The organism is Salmonella sp. SAL04202 (assembly GCF_046550775.1).
Lineage (GTDB): Bacteria > Pseudomonadota > Gammaproteobacteria > Enterobacterales > Enterobacteriaceae > Salmonella > Salmonella enterica.
On record NZ_JBGDXK010000006.1, the window covers coordinates 62,817 to 82,080 of the forward strand.

The 19,264-nt window shown below is 52.0% G+C and carries 16 protein-coding genes; 13 read left to right on the forward strand and 3 right to left on the reverse strand.

Annotated features, from left to right (window positions below; genetic code table 11):
• Positions 1-5: 5 nt before the first annotated feature.
• The 7 genes from melR (at position 6) to pmrB (ending at position 9,496) form a co-directional block, all read left to right on the forward strand.
• Positions 6-938, forward strand: a complete 933-nt coding sequence (gene melR / locus ACLJQJ_RS20235) for a transcriptional regulator MelR (protein WP_000106992.1) — start codon at positions 6-8, stop codon at positions 936-938.
• Positions 939-1,170: 232 nt separating this feature from the next.
• Positions 1,171-3,438 carry an arginine decarboxylase gene (adiA, locus tag ACLJQJ_RS20240; protein WP_001538051.1) on the forward strand — a complete coding sequence of 756 codons (2,268 nt, stop codon included), beginning with the start codon at positions 1,171-1,173 and terminating at the stop codon, positions 3,436-3,438.
• A gap of 297 nt (positions 3,439-3,735) precedes the next feature.
• Positions 3,736-4,497, forward strand: coding sequence for an AraC family transcriptional regulator (locus ACLJQJ_RS20245; protein WP_001217083.1), 762 nt, complete (start codon positions 3,736-3,738; stop codon positions 4,495-4,497).
• A 139-nt stretch (positions 4,498-4,636) separates the two neighbouring features.
• The gene (adiC, locus tag ACLJQJ_RS20250) at positions 4,637-5,974 is read left to right on the forward strand and encodes an arginine/agmatine antiporter (protein ID WP_000093130.1); all 1,338 of its coding nucleotides are present in this window, start codon (positions 4,637-4,639) and stop codon (positions 5,972-5,974) included.
• Positions 5,975-6,107: 133 nt separating this feature from the next.
• On the forward strand, positions 6,108-7,751 hold the full coding sequence (gene eptA / locus ACLJQJ_RS20255) for a phosphoethanolamine transferase EptA (protein ID WP_000919294.1): 1,644 nt from the start codon (positions 6,108-6,110) through the stop codon (positions 7,749-7,751).
• Positions 7,748-8,416, forward strand: a complete 669-nt coding sequence (pmrA, locus tag ACLJQJ_RS20260) for a two-component system response regulator PmrA (protein ID WP_000697899.1) — start codon at positions 7,748-7,750, stop codon at positions 8,414-8,416. The genes eptA and pmrA overlap by 4 nt, the downstream gene beginning before the upstream one ends.
• A 9-nt stretch (positions 8,417-8,425) precedes the next feature.
• Positions 8,426-9,496, forward strand: a complete 1,071-nt coding sequence (gene pmrB, locus ACLJQJ_RS20265) for a two-component system sensor histidine kinase PmrB (protein WP_001212189.1) — start codon at positions 8,426-8,428, stop codon at positions 9,494-9,496.
• Positions 9,497-9,503: 7 nt separating this feature from the next.
• On the opposite strand, the gene pmrR is transcribed toward pmrB, so the two are convergent.
• Positions 9,504-9,593, reverse strand: coding sequence for an LpxT activity modulator PmrR (gene pmrR, locus ACLJQJ_RS20270; RefSeq protein ID WP_000844399.1), 90 nt, complete (start codon positions 9,591-9,593; stop codon positions 9,504-9,506).
• Positions 9,594-9,662: 69 nt separating this feature from the next.
• Positions 9,663-11,165: a glycine betaine/L-proline transporter ProP gene (proP, locus tag ACLJQJ_RS20275; RefSeq protein ID WP_000919711.1), complete on the reverse strand. Its 1,503-nt coding sequence runs from the start codon at positions 11,163-11,165 to the stop codon at positions 9,663-9,665.
• Between the two features lie 467 nt (positions 11,166-11,632).
• On the opposite strand from proP, the gene ACLJQJ_RS20280 reads away from it, so the two are divergent.
• From ACLJQJ_RS20280 to yjcO, 6 genes are all read left to right on the forward strand, one after another.
• Positions 11,633-11,968 (forward strand): zinc ribbon domain-containing protein YjdM, encoded by a 336-nt coding sequence (locus ACLJQJ_RS20280; RefSeq protein ID WP_000056482.1) that lies wholly within the window; start codon positions 11,633-11,635, stop codon positions 11,966-11,968.
• A 119-nt stretch (positions 11,969-12,087) separates the two neighbouring features.
• The gene (yjdN, locus tag ACLJQJ_RS20285; protein ID WP_001131305.1) at positions 12,088-12,531 is read left to right on the forward strand and encodes a VOC family metalloprotein YjdN; all 444 of its coding nucleotides are present in this window, start codon (positions 12,088-12,090) and stop codon (positions 12,529-12,531) included.
• 151 nt (positions 12,532-12,682) lie between these two features.
• Positions 12,683-13,117 (forward strand): aminoalkylphosphonate N-acetyltransferase, encoded by a 435-nt coding sequence (gene phnO, locus ACLJQJ_RS20290; RefSeq protein WP_001526214.1) that lies wholly within the window; start codon positions 12,683-12,685, stop codon positions 13,115-13,117.
• Between the two features lie 257 nt (positions 13,118-13,374).
• Positions 13,375-14,283 (forward strand): lipid A hydroxylase LpxO, encoded by a 909-nt coding sequence (lpxO, locus tag ACLJQJ_RS20295; RefSeq protein WP_063809028.1) that lies wholly within the window; start codon positions 13,375-13,377, stop codon positions 14,281-14,283.
• Positions 14,284-14,637: 354 nt separating this feature from the next.
• The gene (gene fdhF / locus ACLJQJ_RS20300) at positions 14,638-16,785 is read left to right on the forward strand and encodes a formate dehydrogenase subunit alpha (protein ID WP_077950916.1); all 2,148 of its coding nucleotides are present in this window, start codon (positions 14,638-14,640) and stop codon (positions 16,783-16,785) included.
• Positions 16,786-16,961: 176 nt separating this feature from the next.
• Positions 16,962-17,651: a Sel1 family TPR-like repeat protein YjcO gene (yjcO, locus tag ACLJQJ_RS20305; protein WP_000771454.1), complete on the forward strand. Its 690-nt coding sequence runs from the start codon at positions 16,962-16,964 to the stop codon at positions 17,649-17,651.
• Positions 17,652-17,808: 157 nt separating this feature from the next.
• Here the strand turns inward: yjcO and gltP are convergent, their stop codons facing one another.
• The gene (gene gltP / locus ACLJQJ_RS20310; RefSeq protein WP_000793278.1) at positions 17,809-19,119 is read right to left on the reverse strand and encodes a glutamate/aspartate:proton symporter GltP; all 1,311 of its coding nucleotides are present in this window, start codon (positions 19,117-19,119) and stop codon (positions 17,809-17,811) included.
• Between the last annotated feature and the right edge of the window lie 145 nt (positions 19,120-19,264).

Sequence of the window (19,264 nt, forward strand, 5' to 3'; positions counted from 1 at the left end):
TGACGATGAGTACGCAAGCAATATCCCTCCTCCCGCCCGACCCGCACATGTGCAACGGCGATGAAAAGCAAACCCGTAGCCCGCTGTCGCTCTATTCCGAATATCAACGACTGGACGTTGAACTGAGGCCGCCGCACAGAATGGCCAGCAGTCACTGGCATGGACAAGTAGAAGTGAATGTTCCGTTTGACGGCGATGTGGAGTATTTAATCAACAATGAAGTCGTGCAGATAAAGCAGGGACATATCACCCTGTTTTGGGCCTGTACGCCACACCAGCTTACCCGCCCCGGCAACTGCCGCCAGATGGCGATTTTCAGTTTGCCGATGCACCTGTTTCTCTCCTGGCCGCTGGATCGCGATCTTATCAACCATGTCACGCACGGGATGGTGGTTAAATCACTGGCGACCCAGCAGCTTAGCACCTTTGAAGTGTTGCGCTGGCAGCAGGAAACAAGCAGCCCGAATGAGCAAATTCGCCAGTTGGCGATCGATGAAATCGGCCTGATGCTTAAACGCTTTAGCCTTTCCGGCTGGCAACCCATTTTGCTCAATAAAACATCACGCACCCACAAGAATAGCGTCTCACGCCATGCGCAGTTTTACGTAAGCCAGATGCTGGGATTTATTGCCGATAACTACGATCAGGCGCTCACCATTAACGACGTCGCGGAGCATGTCAAACTCAATGCTAACTACGCGATGGGGATATTCCAGCGGGTTATGCAATTGACGATGAAGCAGTACATCACGGCGATGCGCATCAATCACGTACGTGCCTTATTGAGCGATACTGACAAAACGATCCTCGATGTCGCTCTGACTGCCGGGTTTCGATCCAGCAGCCGTTTTTACAGTACTTTTAGCAAATTTGTCGGTATGTCGCCGCAACAATACCGCAAGCTAAGCCAGCAACGACGCCAGACGATGCCCGGCTAAAGCCGGATACCACTATCAGCCAAAAAAATAATTCACCTGTCGATAAACGGCGGGTGAAATCGCTCGCTATCAATAATTAACACATTGTTTATTAAAAAATAATATCAATAACTGACCATTATTCCATCACTTTACACCCCCTATTTGACGGGGTAATACTTGCCCACGTCACATTCATACGGCGGGTCGGCAAGGCGTAAATTGCACGGCCTCCACAACCGGGTAAAAGATGATGAAAGTATTAATTGTTGAAAGTGAGTTTCTGCATCAGGACACCTGGGTTGGCAACGCGGTTGAGCGTCTGGCGGATGCCTTGAGCCAACAAAATGTTACCGTCATTAAATCGACATCCTTCGATGACGGCTATGCCATCTTGTCCGCGAACGAAGCCATTGACTGTCTGATGTTTAGCTACCAAATGGAACAACCGGATGAGCACCTGAGCGTCAGGCAATTGATCGGTAAGCTTCACGAGCGTCAGCAAAACGTGCCCGTTTTCCTGTTAGGCGACAGGGAAAAAGCGACGGCATCGCTGGACCGCGACCTGCTGGAGCTTGTCGATGAATTCGCCTGGATTCTGGAAGACACCGCTGACTTTATCGCCGGACGCGCCGTTGCCGCCATGACCCGGTATCGCCAGCAACTGTTACCGCCGCTGTTTAACGCGTTGATGAAATACAGCGACATTCATGAATATTCATGGGCGGCGCCGGGACACCAGGGCGGCGTCGGTTTCACTAAAACGCCTGCCGGTCGCTTTTATCACGATTATTATGGCGAAAACCTGTTCCGCAGCGATATGGGGATTGAGCGTACCACGCTCGGTTCACTCCTCGACCATACCGGCGCGTTTGGCGAAAGCGAGAAAAACGCCGCCCGCGTATTCGGTGCTGACCGCTCCTGGTCCGTGGTTGTCGGGACCTCCGGTTCTAACCGTACTATTATGCAGGCCTGTATGACGGATAATGATGTCGTTGTACTGGATCGTAACTGCCATAAATCCATCGAGCAGGGGCTGATCCTCACTGGGGCCAAACCGGTATATATGGTGCCAAGCCGTAACCGTTACGGCATTATCGGGCCAATCTACCCGCAGGAAATGCAGCCTGAAACCTTGCAGAAAAAAATCAGCGCCAGCCCGCTGACCAAAACCAAAGCCGGACAGAAACCGTCTTACAGCGTGGTGACCAACTGTACCTATGACGGCGTATGCTATAACGCCAAAGAGGCGCAGGATCTGCTGGCAAAAACCAGCGATCGCATTCACTTCGACGAAGCATGGTACGGCTATGCGCGCTTCAACCCGATTTATTGCGATCACTACGCGATGCGCGGCGAGCCAGGCGACCATAACGGTCCGACCGTGTTTGCCACCCACTCCACGCACAAACTCCTGAATGCGCTTTCACAAGCTTCCTATATTCACGTCCGTGAAGGCCGTGGCGCGGTGAATTTCTCCCGCTTCAACCAGGCATATATGATGCATGCCACCACCTCTCCGTTATATGCCATCTGCGCATCCAACGATGTGGCGGTATCGATGATGGACGGTAACAGCGGTCTGTCCCTGACTCAAGAGGTGATTGACGAAGCGGTTGATTTCCGTCAGGCGATGGCGCGTCTTTATAAAGAGTTTACCGATGAAGGCGACTGGTTCTTTAAACCGTGGAATAAAGACGTCGTCACCGATCCACAAACCGGTAAAACATATGACTTCGCCGACGCGCCGGCAAAACTGCTGGCCACCGACCAGAACTGCTGGGTCATGCGCCCCGGGGAAACCTGGCACGGCTTTAAAGACCTGCCGGATAACTGGAGTATGCTGGACCCGATTAAAGTCAGTATCCTGGCGCCGGGTATGGGCGACGATGGCGAACTGGAAGCATCCGGCGTACCTGCTGCGCTGGTCACAGCATGGCTTGGCCGCCACGGTATCGTGCCGACCCGCACCACCGACTTTCAGATTATGTTCCTGTTCTCTATGGGGGTAACTCGCGGGAAATGGGGAACGCTGATCAACACGCTGTGCTCCTTCAAACATCATTACGACGCGAATACGCCGCTGGCGCAGGTGATGCCGGAACTGGTGCAGGATTATCCTGACACTTACGCGAACATGGGTATTCATGACCTGGGCGATAAAATGTTTGCCTGGCTACGTGAAAATAACCCGGGCGCCCGTCTCAACGCCGCCTATTCCACCCTGCCGGTTGCGGAGATTACCCCGCGCGACGCCTACAACGCGATCGTGAACGACAATATTGAAATGGTGGCGATTGAAAATCTACCGGGTCGCATTGCGGCGAACTCCGTTATTCCTTACCCGCCAGGCATCCCGATGCTGCTCTCCGGCGAAAACTTTGGCGATGAAAACAGTCCGCAGGTGGGTTACTTACGCTCACTGCAATCCTGGGATCATCACTTCCCTGGCTTTGAGCATGAAACCGAAGGCACGGAAATTATCGATGGCGTATATCACGTTATGTGCGTGAAAGCCTAATCACAAAGAGTCTTTTTTTTGAGGATGGCATGTATTCCCTGAGTATTGCTGCAAAACAATAATACTGTCATACCTTTTTGCGCGGGCCCCATCCCGCGCTTTTTTTATACAAAAATGACAAGTTGCCACTCGCGTACAACTTTTTGTACACCCTAATTCATCGTACAAATATTGTAATATTATTCAGGAAAGTTATTTTAGTGCAGTTTCAATTCATCACACAATTGACTCAGTCCCCGTTATCTCTCCCGTTTGGCGAGATCCGGTCTTTTATGTTCATATTCCAGGAGTTCGGGTATGAGGATTTGCAGCAACGAGCCTTGCATAGTGTTATTAACCGAAAAAGATACATGGTTACGAGTAAATGGTAAGGAGCCAATCAGTTTAAAAGCGAATTATATGGCCATTCTGGCTTGTGAAAATAACGTTATTGACATTTCATCATTAAATAGCGTGCTAGTAATACAAGTGAGTCGCAATAATATTAAAGACTATTTACAATTCCTGAATAAAGATCTCTCACACCTTCCCGTCTGGCAACGCAACGCCGATCCCTTATTGACCGCCAACTGTCTGACGCCGGATATCTTCAGGGTCGCCGCCCGCTACAGCGCGATGGAAACACCGGATGAAATTGTTAGTGAACGTACCCGTGCGCTCCTTTTCACCGTTTTATCCCGCTTTCTTGACCACAAAAAATTTATTTCTTTGTTAATGCACATGCTACGCAGCCGCATCAGTGACAGCGTTTACCACATCATTCAGAGCGATATTCATAAAGACTGGAATCTGAGCGCCGTTGCCAGTTGCCTGTGCCTGAGTCCAAGCTTGTTAAAGAAAAAGCTCAAAAACGAGAATACCAGTTATAGCCAAATAATCACGACCTGCCGAATGCGTTATGCCGTAAACCAATTATTAATGGACGGAAAGAATATCTCTCAAGTCTCACAGCTGTGTGGGTATAACAGCACATCGTACTTTATTTCCGTGTTTAAAGAGTTTTATGGTATGACCCCCCTGCATTATGTTAGCCAACATCGGGAACGATCGGCTGCCTAATTTTTCTACACTCAACGATAAGACACGATAATAACAGCATTGGCGATAACCCGTCTCCGACATAATTCAGCGGCATTCTGAGGGGGTATGATACGACGTAATTTATCGTAACGAAGTCACCTTTTCAGGAGTCCAAATTATGTCTTCGGATGCTGATGCTCACAAAGTGGGCCTAATCCCCGTCACCTTAATGGTATCGGGGAATATTATGGGTTCAGGGGTATTCTTACTCCCTGCCAACCTGGCGGCCACTGGCGGGATTGCAATCTACGGATGGCTGGTCACTATCATCGGCGCCCTGGCGCTGTCGATGGTTTATGCCAAAATGTCGTCCTTAGATCCCAGTCCCGGCGGTTCCTATGCCTACGCACGTCGCTGCTTCGGGCCGTTTTTGGGCTATCAAACGAACGTGCTGTACTGGCTGGCATGCTGGATCGGTAATATCGCGATGGTCGTTATCGGCGTCGGCTATCTGAGCTATTTCTTCCCGATTCTGAAAGATCCGCTGGTATTAACGCTTACCTGCGTCGCGGTGCTGTGGATTTTTGTTCTGCTGAACATCGTCGGGCCGAAAATGATTACCCGCGTACAGGCCGTCGCCACCGTACTGGCGCTGGTGCCTATCGTAGGGATTGCGGTCTTCGGCTGGTTCTGGTTTAAAGGCGAAACCTATATGGCGGCCTGGAACGTGAGCGGTATGAATACCTTCGGCGCGATTCAAAGCACGTTGAACGTCACGCTATGGTCATTCATCGGGGTAGAAAGCGCCTCCGTTGCGGCCGGTGTGGTCAAAAACCCGAAACGCAACGTGCCTATCGCCACCATCGGCGGGGTACTGATCGCCGCCGTCTGCTATGTGCTCTCCACAACGGCGATTATGGGGATGATCCCCAACGCGGCGCTGCGTGTATCGGCATCGCCTTTCGGTGACGCGGCGCGTATGGCGCTGGGCGATACCGCAGGGGCTATTGTTTCCTTCTGTGCGGCAGCAGGTTGCCTGGGCTCTCTCGGCGGCTGGACGCTGCTTGCCGGTCAAACCGCAAAAGCGGCGGCGGACGATGGTCTCTTCCCGCCGATCTTCGCGCGGGTTAATAAAGCCGGTACGCCAGTGGCTGGGTTGCTTATCGTCGGCGTGCTGATGACTATCTTCCAGTTCAGCAGTATGTCGCCGAACGCCGCGAAAGAGTTTGGTCTGGTCTCCTCCGTGTCGGTTATCTTCACCCTGGTGCCTTATCTTTACACCTGTGCCGCGCTGTTGCTATTGGGCCACGGTCACTTTGGTAAAGCGCGCCCGCTGTATCTGCTGATTACCTTCGTCGCGTTTGTGTATTGCATCTGGGCGGTCATCGGTTCCGGCGCCAAAGAAGTGATGTGGTCGTTCGTCACGTTGATGGTGATCACCGCGCTGTATGCGTTGAACTACAACCGCATTCACAAAAACCCGTATCCGCTGGATGCGCCGGTTAAACAGGATTGACCACGTGTAGTTAATGTTATCGCAACAGGCCGGATAGCGCAGGTTATCCGGCCGCCACCAACATTAAGTTCTTAAGGTTCACTTAATTTTACTTTGTCACGATTAGCGTCACCGAATCGATGGACGCATCAACATGTTAAAGCGCTTTCTTAAAAGACCTGTTCTTGGGCAAATCGCCTGGCTTCTGCTTTTTTCCTTTTATATTGCCGTCTGCCTGAACATTGCGTTCTACAAGCAGGTACTACAAGACCTACCGTTAAACTCGCTACGCAATGTGCTGGTGTTTATTTCCATGCCGGTCGTCGCGTTTAGCGTGGTCAATAGTGTGCTGACGCTGGCCTCATTTATTTGGCTAAACCGACTGCTGGCCTGCGTTTTTATTCTGGTCGGCGCTGCCGCGCAGTATTTTATTTTGACTTACGGCATCATCATCGATCGCTCCATGATCGCCAATATGATGGATACCACGCCCGCGGAAACCTTTGCGCTGATGACGCCGCAAATGGTGCTGACTCTGGGATTAAGCGGCGTTCTGGCAGCCGTGATTGCCTTCTGGGTCAAAATCCGTCCGGCGACGCCGCGCTTACGTAGCGGGCTTTACCGCCTGGTCAGCGTCCTGATCTCTATTTTATTAGTTATTCTGGTCGCCGCCTTTTTCTATAAAGATTACGCCTCGCTATTTCGAAATAATAAACAGTTGATCAAAGCGTTAAGCCCATCGAACAGTATTGTCGCCAGTTGGTCATGGTATTCGCATCAACGGCTGGCGAATTTGCCGCTGGTACGCATTGGCGAGGATGCCCATCGCAATCCATTAATGCTGAAAGGCGATCGCAAAAACCTGACGATTCTTATTGTTGGCGAAACCTCGCGCGGCGATGATTTCTCTCTTGGCGGCTATCCGCGCGACACCAATCCGCGGCTGGCGAAAGACGATGTGATCTATTTCCCGCATACCACCTCTTGCGGTACGGCGACCGCGATCTCCGTTCCCTGCATGTTTTCTGATATGCCGCGCAAACATTATGACGAAGAGCTGGCGCATCACCAGGAAGGGCTGCTGGATATTATCCAGCGCGCGGGGATTAACGTACTGTGGAATGATAATGACGGCGGCTGTAAAGGCGCATGCGATCGCGTTCCGCATCAAAATGTCACCGAGCTAAACCTGCCCGGACAATGTATCGACGGCGAGTGCTACGATGAAGTGTTATTTCACGGTCTGGAAGACTATATCGACCATTTGAAAGGCGATGGCGTTATTGTATTACATACCATCGGCAGCCACGGCCCAACCTATTACAACCGTTATCCACCGCAGTTTAAAAAATTTACCCCAACCTGTGACACTAACGAAATTCAGAACTGTTCCCAACAGCAGTTGATCAACACCTATGATAATACCGTGCTGTACGTGGACTATATTGTAGATAAAGCCATTAACCTGCTGAAATCCCATCAGGATAAATTCACCACCAGCCTGGTCTATCTTTCCGATCACGGTGAATCATTGGGTGAAAATGGCGTTTATTTACACGGTCTGCCGTATTCCATTGCGCCGGATACGCAAAAACATGTCCCGATGCTCATTTGGCTTTCTAAAGATTATCAACAGCGTTATCAGGTGGATCAGGCCTGCCTGCAAAAAAGGGCGAGCACGCTGGATTATTCACAGGACAATCTTTTCTCAACCATGCTGGGATTAACCGGCGTACAAACGACGTATTACCAGGCCGCAGATGATATTCTGCAACCGTGCAGGAGACTAAGCGAATGAAGATACTGATTGTTGAAGACGACACGCTATTATTACAGGGGTTAATACTCGCCGCGCAAACCGAAGGCTATGCGTGTGATGGCGTTTCGACAGCGCGTGCCGCCGAGCATAGTCTGGAGTCTGGTCATTACAGTCTGATGGTGCTGGATTTAGGGCTGCCCGATGAGGATGGCCTGCATTTCCTGACGCGAATCCGACAGAAAAAATATACCCTGCCGGTACTCATTCTGACCGCCCGCGATACGCTCAATGACCGCATTACCGGGCTGGATGTCGGCGCAGATGATTATCTGGTTAAACCCTTCGCCCTGGAGGAGTTGCACGCCCGCATCCGCGCGCTGCTGCGCCGCCATAATAATCAGGGTGAAAGTGAACTGACGGTTGGCAATCTGACGCTCAATATAGGCCGCCATCAGGCATGGAGGGATGGACAGGAACTGACCCTGACGCCTAAGGAGTACGCGTTGCTCTCACGGTTGATGCTCAAGGCAGGCAGTCCGGTGCACCGGGAAATTCTTTATAACGATATCTACAACTGGGATAACGAACCCTCGACCAACACTCTGGAAGTGCATATACATAATTTGCGCGACAAAGTCGGCAAGTCGCGCATTCGCACGGTTCGCGGGTTTGGCTACATGCTGGTTGCCACTGAGGAAAGCTAAGTGAGCCTGATGCGTTTTCAGCGAAGAGCGATGACCCTTCGCCAGCGTTTAATGCTGACAATTGGTCTTATTCTGCTGGTGTTCCAGTTAATCAGTACCTTCTGGTTATGGCATGAAAGCACTGAGCAAATCCAATTGTTCGAGCAGGCGCTGCGGGATAATCGCAACAACGATCGCCATATCATGCACGAAATTCGCGAGGCGGTCGCCAGCCTGATCGTCCCCGGCGTATTTATGGTTAGCCTGACGCTGCTAATTTGTTACCAGGCGGTACGGCGTATTACCCGTCCGCTCGCCGAACTGCAAAAAGAGCTGGAAGCGCGGACGGCGGATAATCTGGCGCCGATCGCCATTCACAGCTCCACGCTTGAGATTGAGTCCGTCGTCTCGGCGATCAATCAACTGGTTACGCGTTTGACCACCACGCTCGACAATGAACGCCTTTTTACCGCCGATGTGGCCCATGAGCTACGCACGCCGCTGTCGGGGGTGCGTTTGCACCTGGAATTATTGTCAAAAACCCACAATGTTGATGTCGCGCCGCTTATCGCCCGTCTTGACCAGATGATGGATAGCGTCTCCCAGCTTCTGCAACTGGCGCGCGTGGGCCAGTCATTCTCTTCCGGGAATTATCAGGAAGTAAAACTGCTGGAAGATGTGATCCTCCCCTCCTACGATGAGCTGAACACCATGCTGGAAACGCGCCAGCAAACTCTGTTGCTGCCGGAAAGCGCGGCGGACGTGGTGGTGCGCGGTGATGCGACGTTACTGCGTATGCTGTTGCGAAATCTGGTGGAAAACGCGCATCGCTATAGCCCTGAAGGAACCCATATCACTATCCACATTAGCGCCGACCCCGACGCTATTATGGCGGTCGAAGACGAGGGGCCGGGTATTGATGAAAGCAAATGCGGGAAGCTAAGCGAAGCGTTCGTGCGGATGGACAGCCGTTATGGCGGAATTGGCCTGGGGCTGAGTATCGTCAGCCGCATCACCCAACTACATCAGGGACAGTTTTTCCTGCAAAACCGTACGGAAAGAACAGGCACCCGTGCCTGGGTGCTGTTGAAAAAGGCATAACAGGCGTTTAATACGTCGTGACCCACACATAGATAAAACTGCTGACAATCAGCACACTACACAGGGTCGTCAAACTTTTATAAATATAGCTTTTCATGACGCTCTCCTCCAAAGGTATGGAGGAGAGTATGCCCGCGAGAGATTAAGCGAACCTTAAGCGCGAAATTTATTCATCGATACGCGGATGTTGCTGTACCAGACGCGAACGTTTAACCTGCAGCTCCGCAATTTCCTGATCGATGTCGTCGATTTTCTGCTCAATATTATCGTAATGCTCACCCAGAATTTCCTTCGCTTCCTGGATGTCCGACGCCGCTGGCGTTGCGCCTTTTAGCGGACGATTGGCCGTCTCTTTCATGGAAATACCGGTAACCAAGCCTATCACCGCGATGACCATCAAATAATACGCCGGCATCATCAGATCCTGCGAGCTTTCCACCAGCCAGGCCGCCAGCGTTGGCGTCAGACCGGCAATTAATACAGAGATATTAAAAGCCGCCGCCAGCGCGCTGTAACGAATATGCGTCGGAAACATCGCCGGCAATGTCGAGGCCATCACCCCGGTAAAGCAGTTCAGAATCACCGCCAGCATCAACAAACCGGCAAAAATCAGGCCAATAACGTTACTGTTAATCAGGATGAAGGCCGGGATCGCCAGCGCGAACAGCGCAATGCTGCCCATAATCACAAACGGACGACGACCGAAACGATCGCTCAGCAGCCCCATCACCGGCTGCACAAACAGCATCCCGATCATAATGGCGATGATAATCAACACGCCGTGATCTTCAGAATAGTGCAGGTTATGCGACAGGTAGCTCGGCATGTAGGTGAGCAGCATGTAGTAGGTCACGTTGGTGGCAATCACCAGACCGATACATGACAACAGGCTACGCCAGTGTTTGGTGGCAATTTCTTTAAAGGAGACTTTCGGCCCATCCTGCAACCCTTCGCGGTCGCCCTGCTCCAGTTTATCCACGTGCTGCTGAAACGCTGGAGTCTCCTCCAGCGCATGGCGTAAGTAGAGACCAATAATCCCCAATGGCAGGGCGATAAAGAACGGAATACGCCAGCCCCACTCAAGGAAATTCTCCTCGCCGACAATCGTTGAGATCAAGACCACCACGCCCGCGCCCAGCACGAACCCGGCGATGGAACCAAAATCCAGCCAGCTTCCCATAAATCCGCGTTTACGATCCGGCGAATATTCCGCGACAAAGATCGACGCGCCGGTATATTCCCCGCCAACCGAGAAGCCCTGCGCCATTTTACACAGCAACAACAGTATTGGCGCCCAGATACCGATCGTCGCGTAAGAGGGGATTAACCCGATACAGAAGGTACTGATCGACATAATCACAATCGTGATCGCCAGGATCTTCTGGCGCCCGTATTTATCGCCGAGCATACCAAAGAATAACCCGCCGAGCGGACGAATCAGGAAGGGAACGGAAAATGTGGCCAGCGCGGCAATCATCTGGACGCTGGGATCGGCGCCGGGGAAAAAGACTTTACCCAACGCGTAGGCAACAAATCCATAAACACCAAAATCAAACCACTCCATCGCGTTGCCCAGCGAGGCGGCGGTAATCGCTTTGCGAAGTTTACCGTCATCAATGATGGTCACATCGCCCAGTGTAATCGGTTTTATTTTTTTCCTTTTCAGCATAGCTGTCCTCATAGGCTAAGCCCTGTAGCGCTATATACGGCGGGCACTGGCATACCGCACCAGCGTCGCCGTCGAGCGGAGGGAGGGGCGCGAACGCTATCCCTCATACAAGCGTAGCAGGTTTACTTACACTGTCCGGTTACGGACTGTACAACCGAACCTGTTGACGCCTGAATGGGCAGTTAATGACCTTTTTACCCTAACAGGGTTTAAATATGTGATCAACTTCACATATATATGTCAATTCGGTCAAAAGGTGTAAATAAGGACGCCCTAATGCGCTGTGGTGACAGTAAAAAAGCGGTTATTTGAGTGTAAACCATTGCTGACTGGCGTGGCGCAGACCCTTTTATAAAAGCGGCAATAGTCCCGACAACGCTAAGGATTTTGTGTATAATTGCGGCCTTTTTCGGCGATCTGCCATTTTTGGGCGCGTTTGCCCCCGCTGACTTTTTGAGGATATCAACATGTCATTACCCCACTGCCCGCAATGTAACTCCGAATATACCTACGAAGATAACGGCATGTTCATCTGCCCGGAATGCGCTCACGAATGGAACGATGCGGAACCCGCTCAGGAGAGCGATGAGCTGATTGTCAAAGACGCCAACGGCAACCTGCTGGCAGACGGCGATAGCGTCACCATCGTGAAAGATCTGAAAGTAAAAGGCAGCTCTTCCATGCTGAAAATCGGCACCAAAGTGAAGAACATTCGTCTGGTTGAAGGCGACCATAACATCGACTGCAAAATCGATGGCTTTGGCCCGATGAAACTGAAATCCGAGTTCGTGAAAAAGAACTGATTTACCGCGTCATTGCCCGGTAGCGCCTCGCTTACCGGGCCTGAGCGGCCCTGCCACCGACAATATTGTGCCAATTTCGAACTACACTTAACGAGCATCTCTTATCTGAGGTAACCATCATGCCGTTAAGTCCCTATCTCTCTTTTGCCGGCAACTGTGCCGACGCCATCGCGTATTATCAACAAACGTTAGGCGCAGAACTGCTTTATAAACTCAGCTTCGGTGAAATGCCCCCCTCGGCGGCGGATAACGAAGAGGGCTGCCCGTCAGGAATGCGCTTTCCCGATACTGCTATCGCCCACGCCAACATGCGCATTGCCGGCAGCGATATCATGATGAGTGATGCCAGCCCGTCGGGAACGGCGCATTATTCCGGCTTTACGCTGGTGCTTGATACCCAGGATGTAGCAGAAGGGAAGCGCTGGTTTGATAACCTTGCCGCACAAGGGCAAATCGAAATGGACTGGCAGGAGACTTTCTGGGCGCAGGGTTTCGGCAAGGTCAGCGATCGTTTCGGTGTGCCGTGGATGATTAACGTGGTTAAACATCAGCCTGCCACCTAACTCCCCGGGAGGCTCGCCCTCCCCCTTGCCATCAGAGTGATCTTTGGCTGCACGTTATCCGCCGTTTAGCTGCCATAGAATAAATCATGACGGTAGTTTGCTACAGTCTGGCGAAAGATGGTTGATCCTGATGAAGCGTCGGGAGGACATTATGCCAGTCTGTGAATTACGCCACGCGACAACAGAGGATACCGATTCTGTTTACGCGCTTATCTGTGAGTTACTTAAAAATGAGCTTGATTATCAGGCTTTCAGGGATGGATTTGCCGCTAATTTACTGGACCCCAACGTTCATTATCGTTTAGCACTGCGCAACGGAGAGGTAGTCGGCATGATCAGCCTGCATATGCAGTTTCATCTCCATCATGCCAACTGGATTGGCGAAATTCAGGAGCTGGTGGTATTACCGCCGATGCGGGGACAAAAAATTGGCAGTCAGCTTCTGGCCTGGGCAGAAGAAGAAGCACGTCAGGCTGGCGCCGAGCTAACGGAGCTTTCCACAAATATTAAACGCCGCGATGCACACCGTTTTTATCTTCGCGAAGGTTACAAGCAAAGTCATTTTCGGTTTACGAAAGCATTGTGATCTGGCAGCCGTCATCGGGAGATAAGACATAACGTAATCAACCGTCACCGGGTGAAGTAGCGGAGCCATCTTAATTCTACTGTCGGCAAGCCTGGATAAAGGTTAAACGAGCTGACTCGCTTCTTTAGCAAAAATGGCCCTTTTAAGTTGTAGAAATGTAAATTTATTGTCAACGAACTACACTTTTCTCTTTGGCATCACCGGGAGGGTTGCCTGAAAATCCCGGGATGAGGTTTTCTTAGAAGGACAGTGACGTTATGTTCGCAGCAATCATTATCGGTATTTTTATTATCAGCGTCATTTATGCGCATTCACGCGGTGTGGAAAAACAAAAACTTTCCCGTCAGCTCTTTGACCACTCGACGTTTATGGCGCCGATCAATATGTTCATGACTCGCTTCTCAACGTTACCGGCAAAGCAGCCGTACTTTGATACCATGGCATTTCCAGAGCTGCAGAAGCTGACGGAAAACTGGCAGGTGATTCGCGAAGAGGCGCTACGGCTTCAGCATCACATAAAAGCCGCGCAGGCCAATAACGACGCCGGATTCAATACCTTTTTCAAGCGCGGCTGGAAACGGTTTTACCTTAAATGGTATTCCGATGCCCACCCGTCGGCGGAAACGTTATGCCCGATAACGACAAAGCTGGTCAACAGCGTCCCCTCTATTAAAGCGGCGATGTTCGCCGAGTTGCCTCCCGGAGCCTATCTGGGAAAACATCGCGACCCCTATGCCGGTTCAGTACGTTACCATCTTGGATTAAGCACACCGAATGACGACCGCTGTTTTATTGAAGTTGATCGACAGCGCCATAGCTGGCGCGACGGCGAAGCCGTCATCTTCGACGAAACCTACGTTCATTGGGCGGAAAATAAAACTGAGCAGACGCGTATTATCCTCTTTTGCGATATTGAGCGCCCAATGAAATGGCGCTGGGCGCAGAGCGTAAACCACTGGGTCGGCGCATCGTTGATGTCCGCCGCCAGTTCGCCAAACGACGAGAACGATCGCACCGGTGCGATTAATCGCATCTTTAAATACGTTCACGCAGCACGCGATGCCGGGCAACGGCTGAAAAAGAAAAACCGCACTCTCTATTACGCACTGAAATATCTCGTTATTGCCGCTATTTTTGCCGCGATAATCCTTTTCAGCCTCCTCTGAAGCCGGGCCGCGGTATGGAACTGCCTGCCGCGGCCTGTTCTATCCTGGCGTTAGTCTCAAAGCGTTCCCTGGCCTTGAGTCTATCCATCCGGGTAATTTCCACTTCAGGCAGATCAGATTGCCGGATGGCGGATCCGCCTTATCTGGCCTGCGCTCAGCGTTTCTCCCCATAATAAATGTCATGCGGCATTTTCTTTCGACACGTCAAAACTGACGATAGCCTGTTTTTCGTCAGGGTTTTGAGCAAAATTCGCCCGTAATATCAGGGAAAGCCCATACTAAAAAAGTGGCATAAAACATGCATACTGAGGGCGACAGCGCGTATGCGCGATTTGATTAACTGGAGCGAAACCGATGAAAAAAGTCGTCACGGTTTGCCCGTATTGCGCATCAGGTTGCAAAATCAATCTGGTGGTCGATAACGGCAAAATCGTCCGGGCTGAGGCGGCGCAGGGGAAAACCAACCAGGGTACCCTGTGTCTGAAGGGCTACTACGGCTGGGATTTTATTAATGATACCCAGATCCTGACCCCGCGCCTGAAAACCCCAATGATCCGTCGCCAGCGTGGCGGCAAACTGGAATCTGTTTCCTGGGATGAAGCGCTCAATTACGTCGCTGAACGTTTGAGCGCCATCAAAGCGAAGTACGGTCCGGATGCAATCCAGACAACCGGCTCCTCTCGCGGTACCGGAAATGAAACCAACTATGTAATGCAAAAATTCGCACGCGCCGTTATTGGTACCAATAACGTTGACTGCTGCGCTCGCGTCTGACACGGCCCATCGGTTGCAGGTCTGCACCAATCGGTCGGTAACGGCGCAATGAGTAATGCTATCAATGAAATTGATAACACTGATTTAGTGTTCGTCTTCGGGTATAACCCGGCGGATTCCCACCCTATCGTGGCGAATCATGTGATTAACGCTAAACGCAACGGGGCGAAAATTATCGTCTGCGATCCGCGCAAAATTGAAACCGCGCGCATTGCTGACATGCATATCGCGTTGAAAAACGGCTCGAATATCGCGCTGCTCAACGCCATGGGGCATGTCATTATTGAAGAAAACCTGTACGACAAAGCGTTTGTCGCCAGCCGTACCGAAGGTTTTGAAGAGTACAGTAAGATTGTCGAAGGCTATACGCCGGAGTCCGTCGAAGAGATCACTGGCGTGAGCGCACAGGAAATTCGTCAGGCGGCGCGGATGTATGCCAGCGCGAAAAGCGCAGCGATCTTGTGGGGTATGGGCGTCACCCAGTTCTATCAGGGTGTGGAAACCGTGCGTTCACTGACCAGCCTCGCGATGCTGACCGGTAACCTCGGCAAGCCAAGCGCGGGCGTTAACCCGGTTCGCGGCCAGAACAACGTTCAGGGCGCGTGCGATATGGGCGCGCTGCCGGATACTTATCCGGGCTACCAGTACGTTAAGTTCCCGGAAAACCGCGAGAAGTTCGCAAAAGCCTGGAGCGTAGAAAGTCTGCCTGCGCATACCGGCTATCGCATCAGCGAGCTGCCGCACCGTGCGGCGCATGGCGAAGTGCGCGCGGCGTACATTATGGGTGAAGATCCGCTGCAAACCGATGCGGAACTCTCTGCGGTACGTAAAGCGTTTGAGGATCTGGAACTGGTCATCGTGCAGGATATCTTCATGACCAAAACCGCGTCGGCGGCGGATGTGATTTTACCCTCTACCTCATGGGGCGAGCATGAAGGCGTCTTCTCTGCGGCTGACCGTGGCTTCCAGCGCTTCTTTAAAGCCGTTGAGCCGAAGTGGGACCTGAAAACCGACTGGCAGATTATCAGTGAAATCGCCACCCGGATGGGCTATCCGATGCACTACAACAATACCCAGGAAATCTGGGATGAGTTGCGTCATCTGTGCCCGGATTTCTACGGCGCCACTTACGAGAAGATGGGCGAACTGGGCTATATCCAGTGGCCGTGCCGCGACACGTCGGATGCCGATCAGGGAACCTCGTACCTCTTTAAAGAGAAGTTCGATACCCCCAACGGTCTGGCGCAGTTCTTCACCTGCGACTGGGTAGCGCCTATTGATAAACTCACCGAAGAGTACCCGATGGTACTGTCGACGGTGCGCGAAGTCGGCCACTACTCCTGCCGCTCAATGACCGGTAACTGTGCGGCGCTGGCCGCGCTGGCCGATGAACCGGGCTATGCGCAAATCAATACCGCCGACGCCGCGCGTCTGGGCATTGAAGATGAAGCGCTGGTGTGGGTTCATTCGCGCAAAGGCAAAATCATCACCCGCGCGCAGGTCAGCGATCGCCCTAACAAAGGGGCGATTTACATGACCTACCAGTGGTGGATTGGCGCCTGTAACGAGCTGGTGACTGAAAACCTCAGCCCGATTACCAAAACGCCGGAGTACAAATACTGCGCCGTACGCGTTGAGCCGATCGCCGATCAGCGAGCCGCCGAGCAGTATGTGATTGATGAGTACAACAAGCTGAAAACCCGCCTGCGCGAAAGCGCAATGGGTTGATCTGCCGGATGGCGGCATCAGAATGCTTTATTCGGCCTGCGTCTACTGTAGGCCTGATAAGATGCATTAGCATCGCCATCAGGCATTTTCCCTATAACAGCCTCCGCCCGGAGGCTGTTTTTTTATCCATACGATCTCTTTATACTGTCTTTTCCGTACCCTAAATAAAATTCAAAATGAAACTACTTCTTGCATTGATGTTGTTTATGACATTCTTTGCCCATGCCGCAGATCCTGAGCCGGGTAGCCAGTATTTGCAGGCAGCAGAGGCAGGTGACAGACGCGCACAATATTTTCTGGCCGACAGTTGGTTGAGCTATGGCGATTTGAACAAAGCTGAATACTGGGCGCAAAAAGCCGCCGACAGTGGCGACGCCGACGCCTGCGCGCTACTGGCGCAAATCAAAATCACTAATCCGGTAAGCCTGGATTATCCCGACGCGAAAAAGCTGGCTGAAAAGGCGGCTAACGCGGGCAGTAAAGCGGGAGAAATTACGCTGGCGCGGATCCTGGTCAACACCCAGGCCGGGCGCCCGGACTACCCAAAAGCCATCTCGCTGCTGCAAAAGGCCTCTGAAGATCTGGATAACGACTCCGCGGTGGATGCGCAAATGTTGCTTGGCCTGATTTACGCCAACGGCGTGGGCATTGCCGCCGATGATGAAAAAGCCGCCTGGTATTTCAAACGCAGTTCCGCCATTTCCCGTACCGGCTATTCAGAATACTGGGCGGGAATGATGTTTTTAAACGGTGAACCGGGCTTTATTGAAAAGAACAAGCAGAAGGCGTTGCACTGGTTGAATCTAAGCTGTCTGGAAGGGTTTGATACCGGTTGCGAAGAGTTCGAAACGCTAACAAATGGCTGATGTTTATTGCCGGATGAACGTAGTCGTTGTAGGCCTGATAAGCGTAGCGCCATCAGGCAACCCGGAGCAGGTTGTCGGGTGGCAGCGTGAACGCCTTATCCGGCCTACATTCTCTTTCGCTGTAGGCCGGATAAGCAAAGCGCCATCCGGCAATCCGTTATTGGGCGGTCTTATCAAATTTGCCCAGCACGTCGCGCTCGTAGGCCAGCGCTTTTTTGCGGTCAAACTTGTGTTCCCACTTGGCGATCACCAGCACCGCCAGCGCATTCCCCACCACATTTAGCGCAGTACGCGCCATGTCGAGGATACGGTCGACACCAGCGATAAACGCCAGCCCTTCCAGCGGAATGCCCACGCTTCCCAGCGTCGCCAGTAACACCACGAAGGAAACGCCAGGCACGCCGGCAATCCCTTTCGACGTCACCATCAGCGTCAGCACCAGTACAATTTCCTGCCACAACGACAGGTCGATACCGTATAGCTGCGCGATAAAAATGGCGGCGATGCTCTGGTATAACGTGGAGCCGTCGAGGTTAAATGAGTAACCGGTCGGTACCACGAAACTGGTGATAGAGGCTGGCGCGCCGTAAGCTTCCATCTTCTCGATAATGCGCGGCAGTACGCTCTCGGAGCTGGCGGTCGAGTACGCCAGAATCAATTCATCTTTCAGAATGCGAATCAGAATCCAGATACTTAACCCGCACAGGCGCGCCACGATGCCCAGCACCACCAGCGCAAAGAAGATAATGGCAAAGTGTACCAGCAGCACCAGTTTCGCCAGCGGCCACAGCGACGCGAAACCAAAATTCGCCACCGTGACGGCGATCAGCGCAAAAACCCCGACTGGCGCGTAACGCATCACCATGTGCGTCACTTTAAACATGGTTTCGGAGATAGAGCGGAATACCGTTACCAGCGGCTCGCGGTGAGTTGCCGGCAGAGAAGACAGACCTAAACCGAACAGTACCGAGAAGAAGATAATCGGCAGCATGTCCCCTTTGGCCATCGATGCGATGATATTGGTCGGCACCAGCGACAGTATCGTCCCCATCAGCCCATGCGCATGACTTTGTACTTCCGCCGTGGTGTTCTGGTATTTCGAAATATCGACGGTCGCCAGTTGCGACATATCAATGCCTGAGCCTGGCTGAAAGACATTCGCCAGCGTAATGCCGAGGATAATCGCCACCGTAGTGATCAGTTCAAAATAGAGAATGGTTTTGGCGCCGATACGGCCTAGCTGTTTTGCATCGCCAACGCCGGCGATGCCGACAATCAGAGTCGAGATCACGATCGGCACGACGATCATTTTAATCAGGTGGATAAAGATATCGCCAGCAGGCGACAGCAGGTTGGCAATCAGCCATTCACGACTGTCACTGTGATAATGCAGATAGCTGCCCAACAGAATGCCCAGCACCATAGCCAGCAAAATTTGCCAGGCCAGGCTGACTTTCAAATTTTTCATAACAACAGACTTCCTCGATGAAGCGTTGCTCTCCGCCGAAAGCATGAGAGCAATACATACTGAAAGGGTATGATTTGTGTTGCGTTGGTTTGTAGAGTTTTTTAACGCGCATAATCAGTATCATTTGCATAGCGTCTTGCGCAAC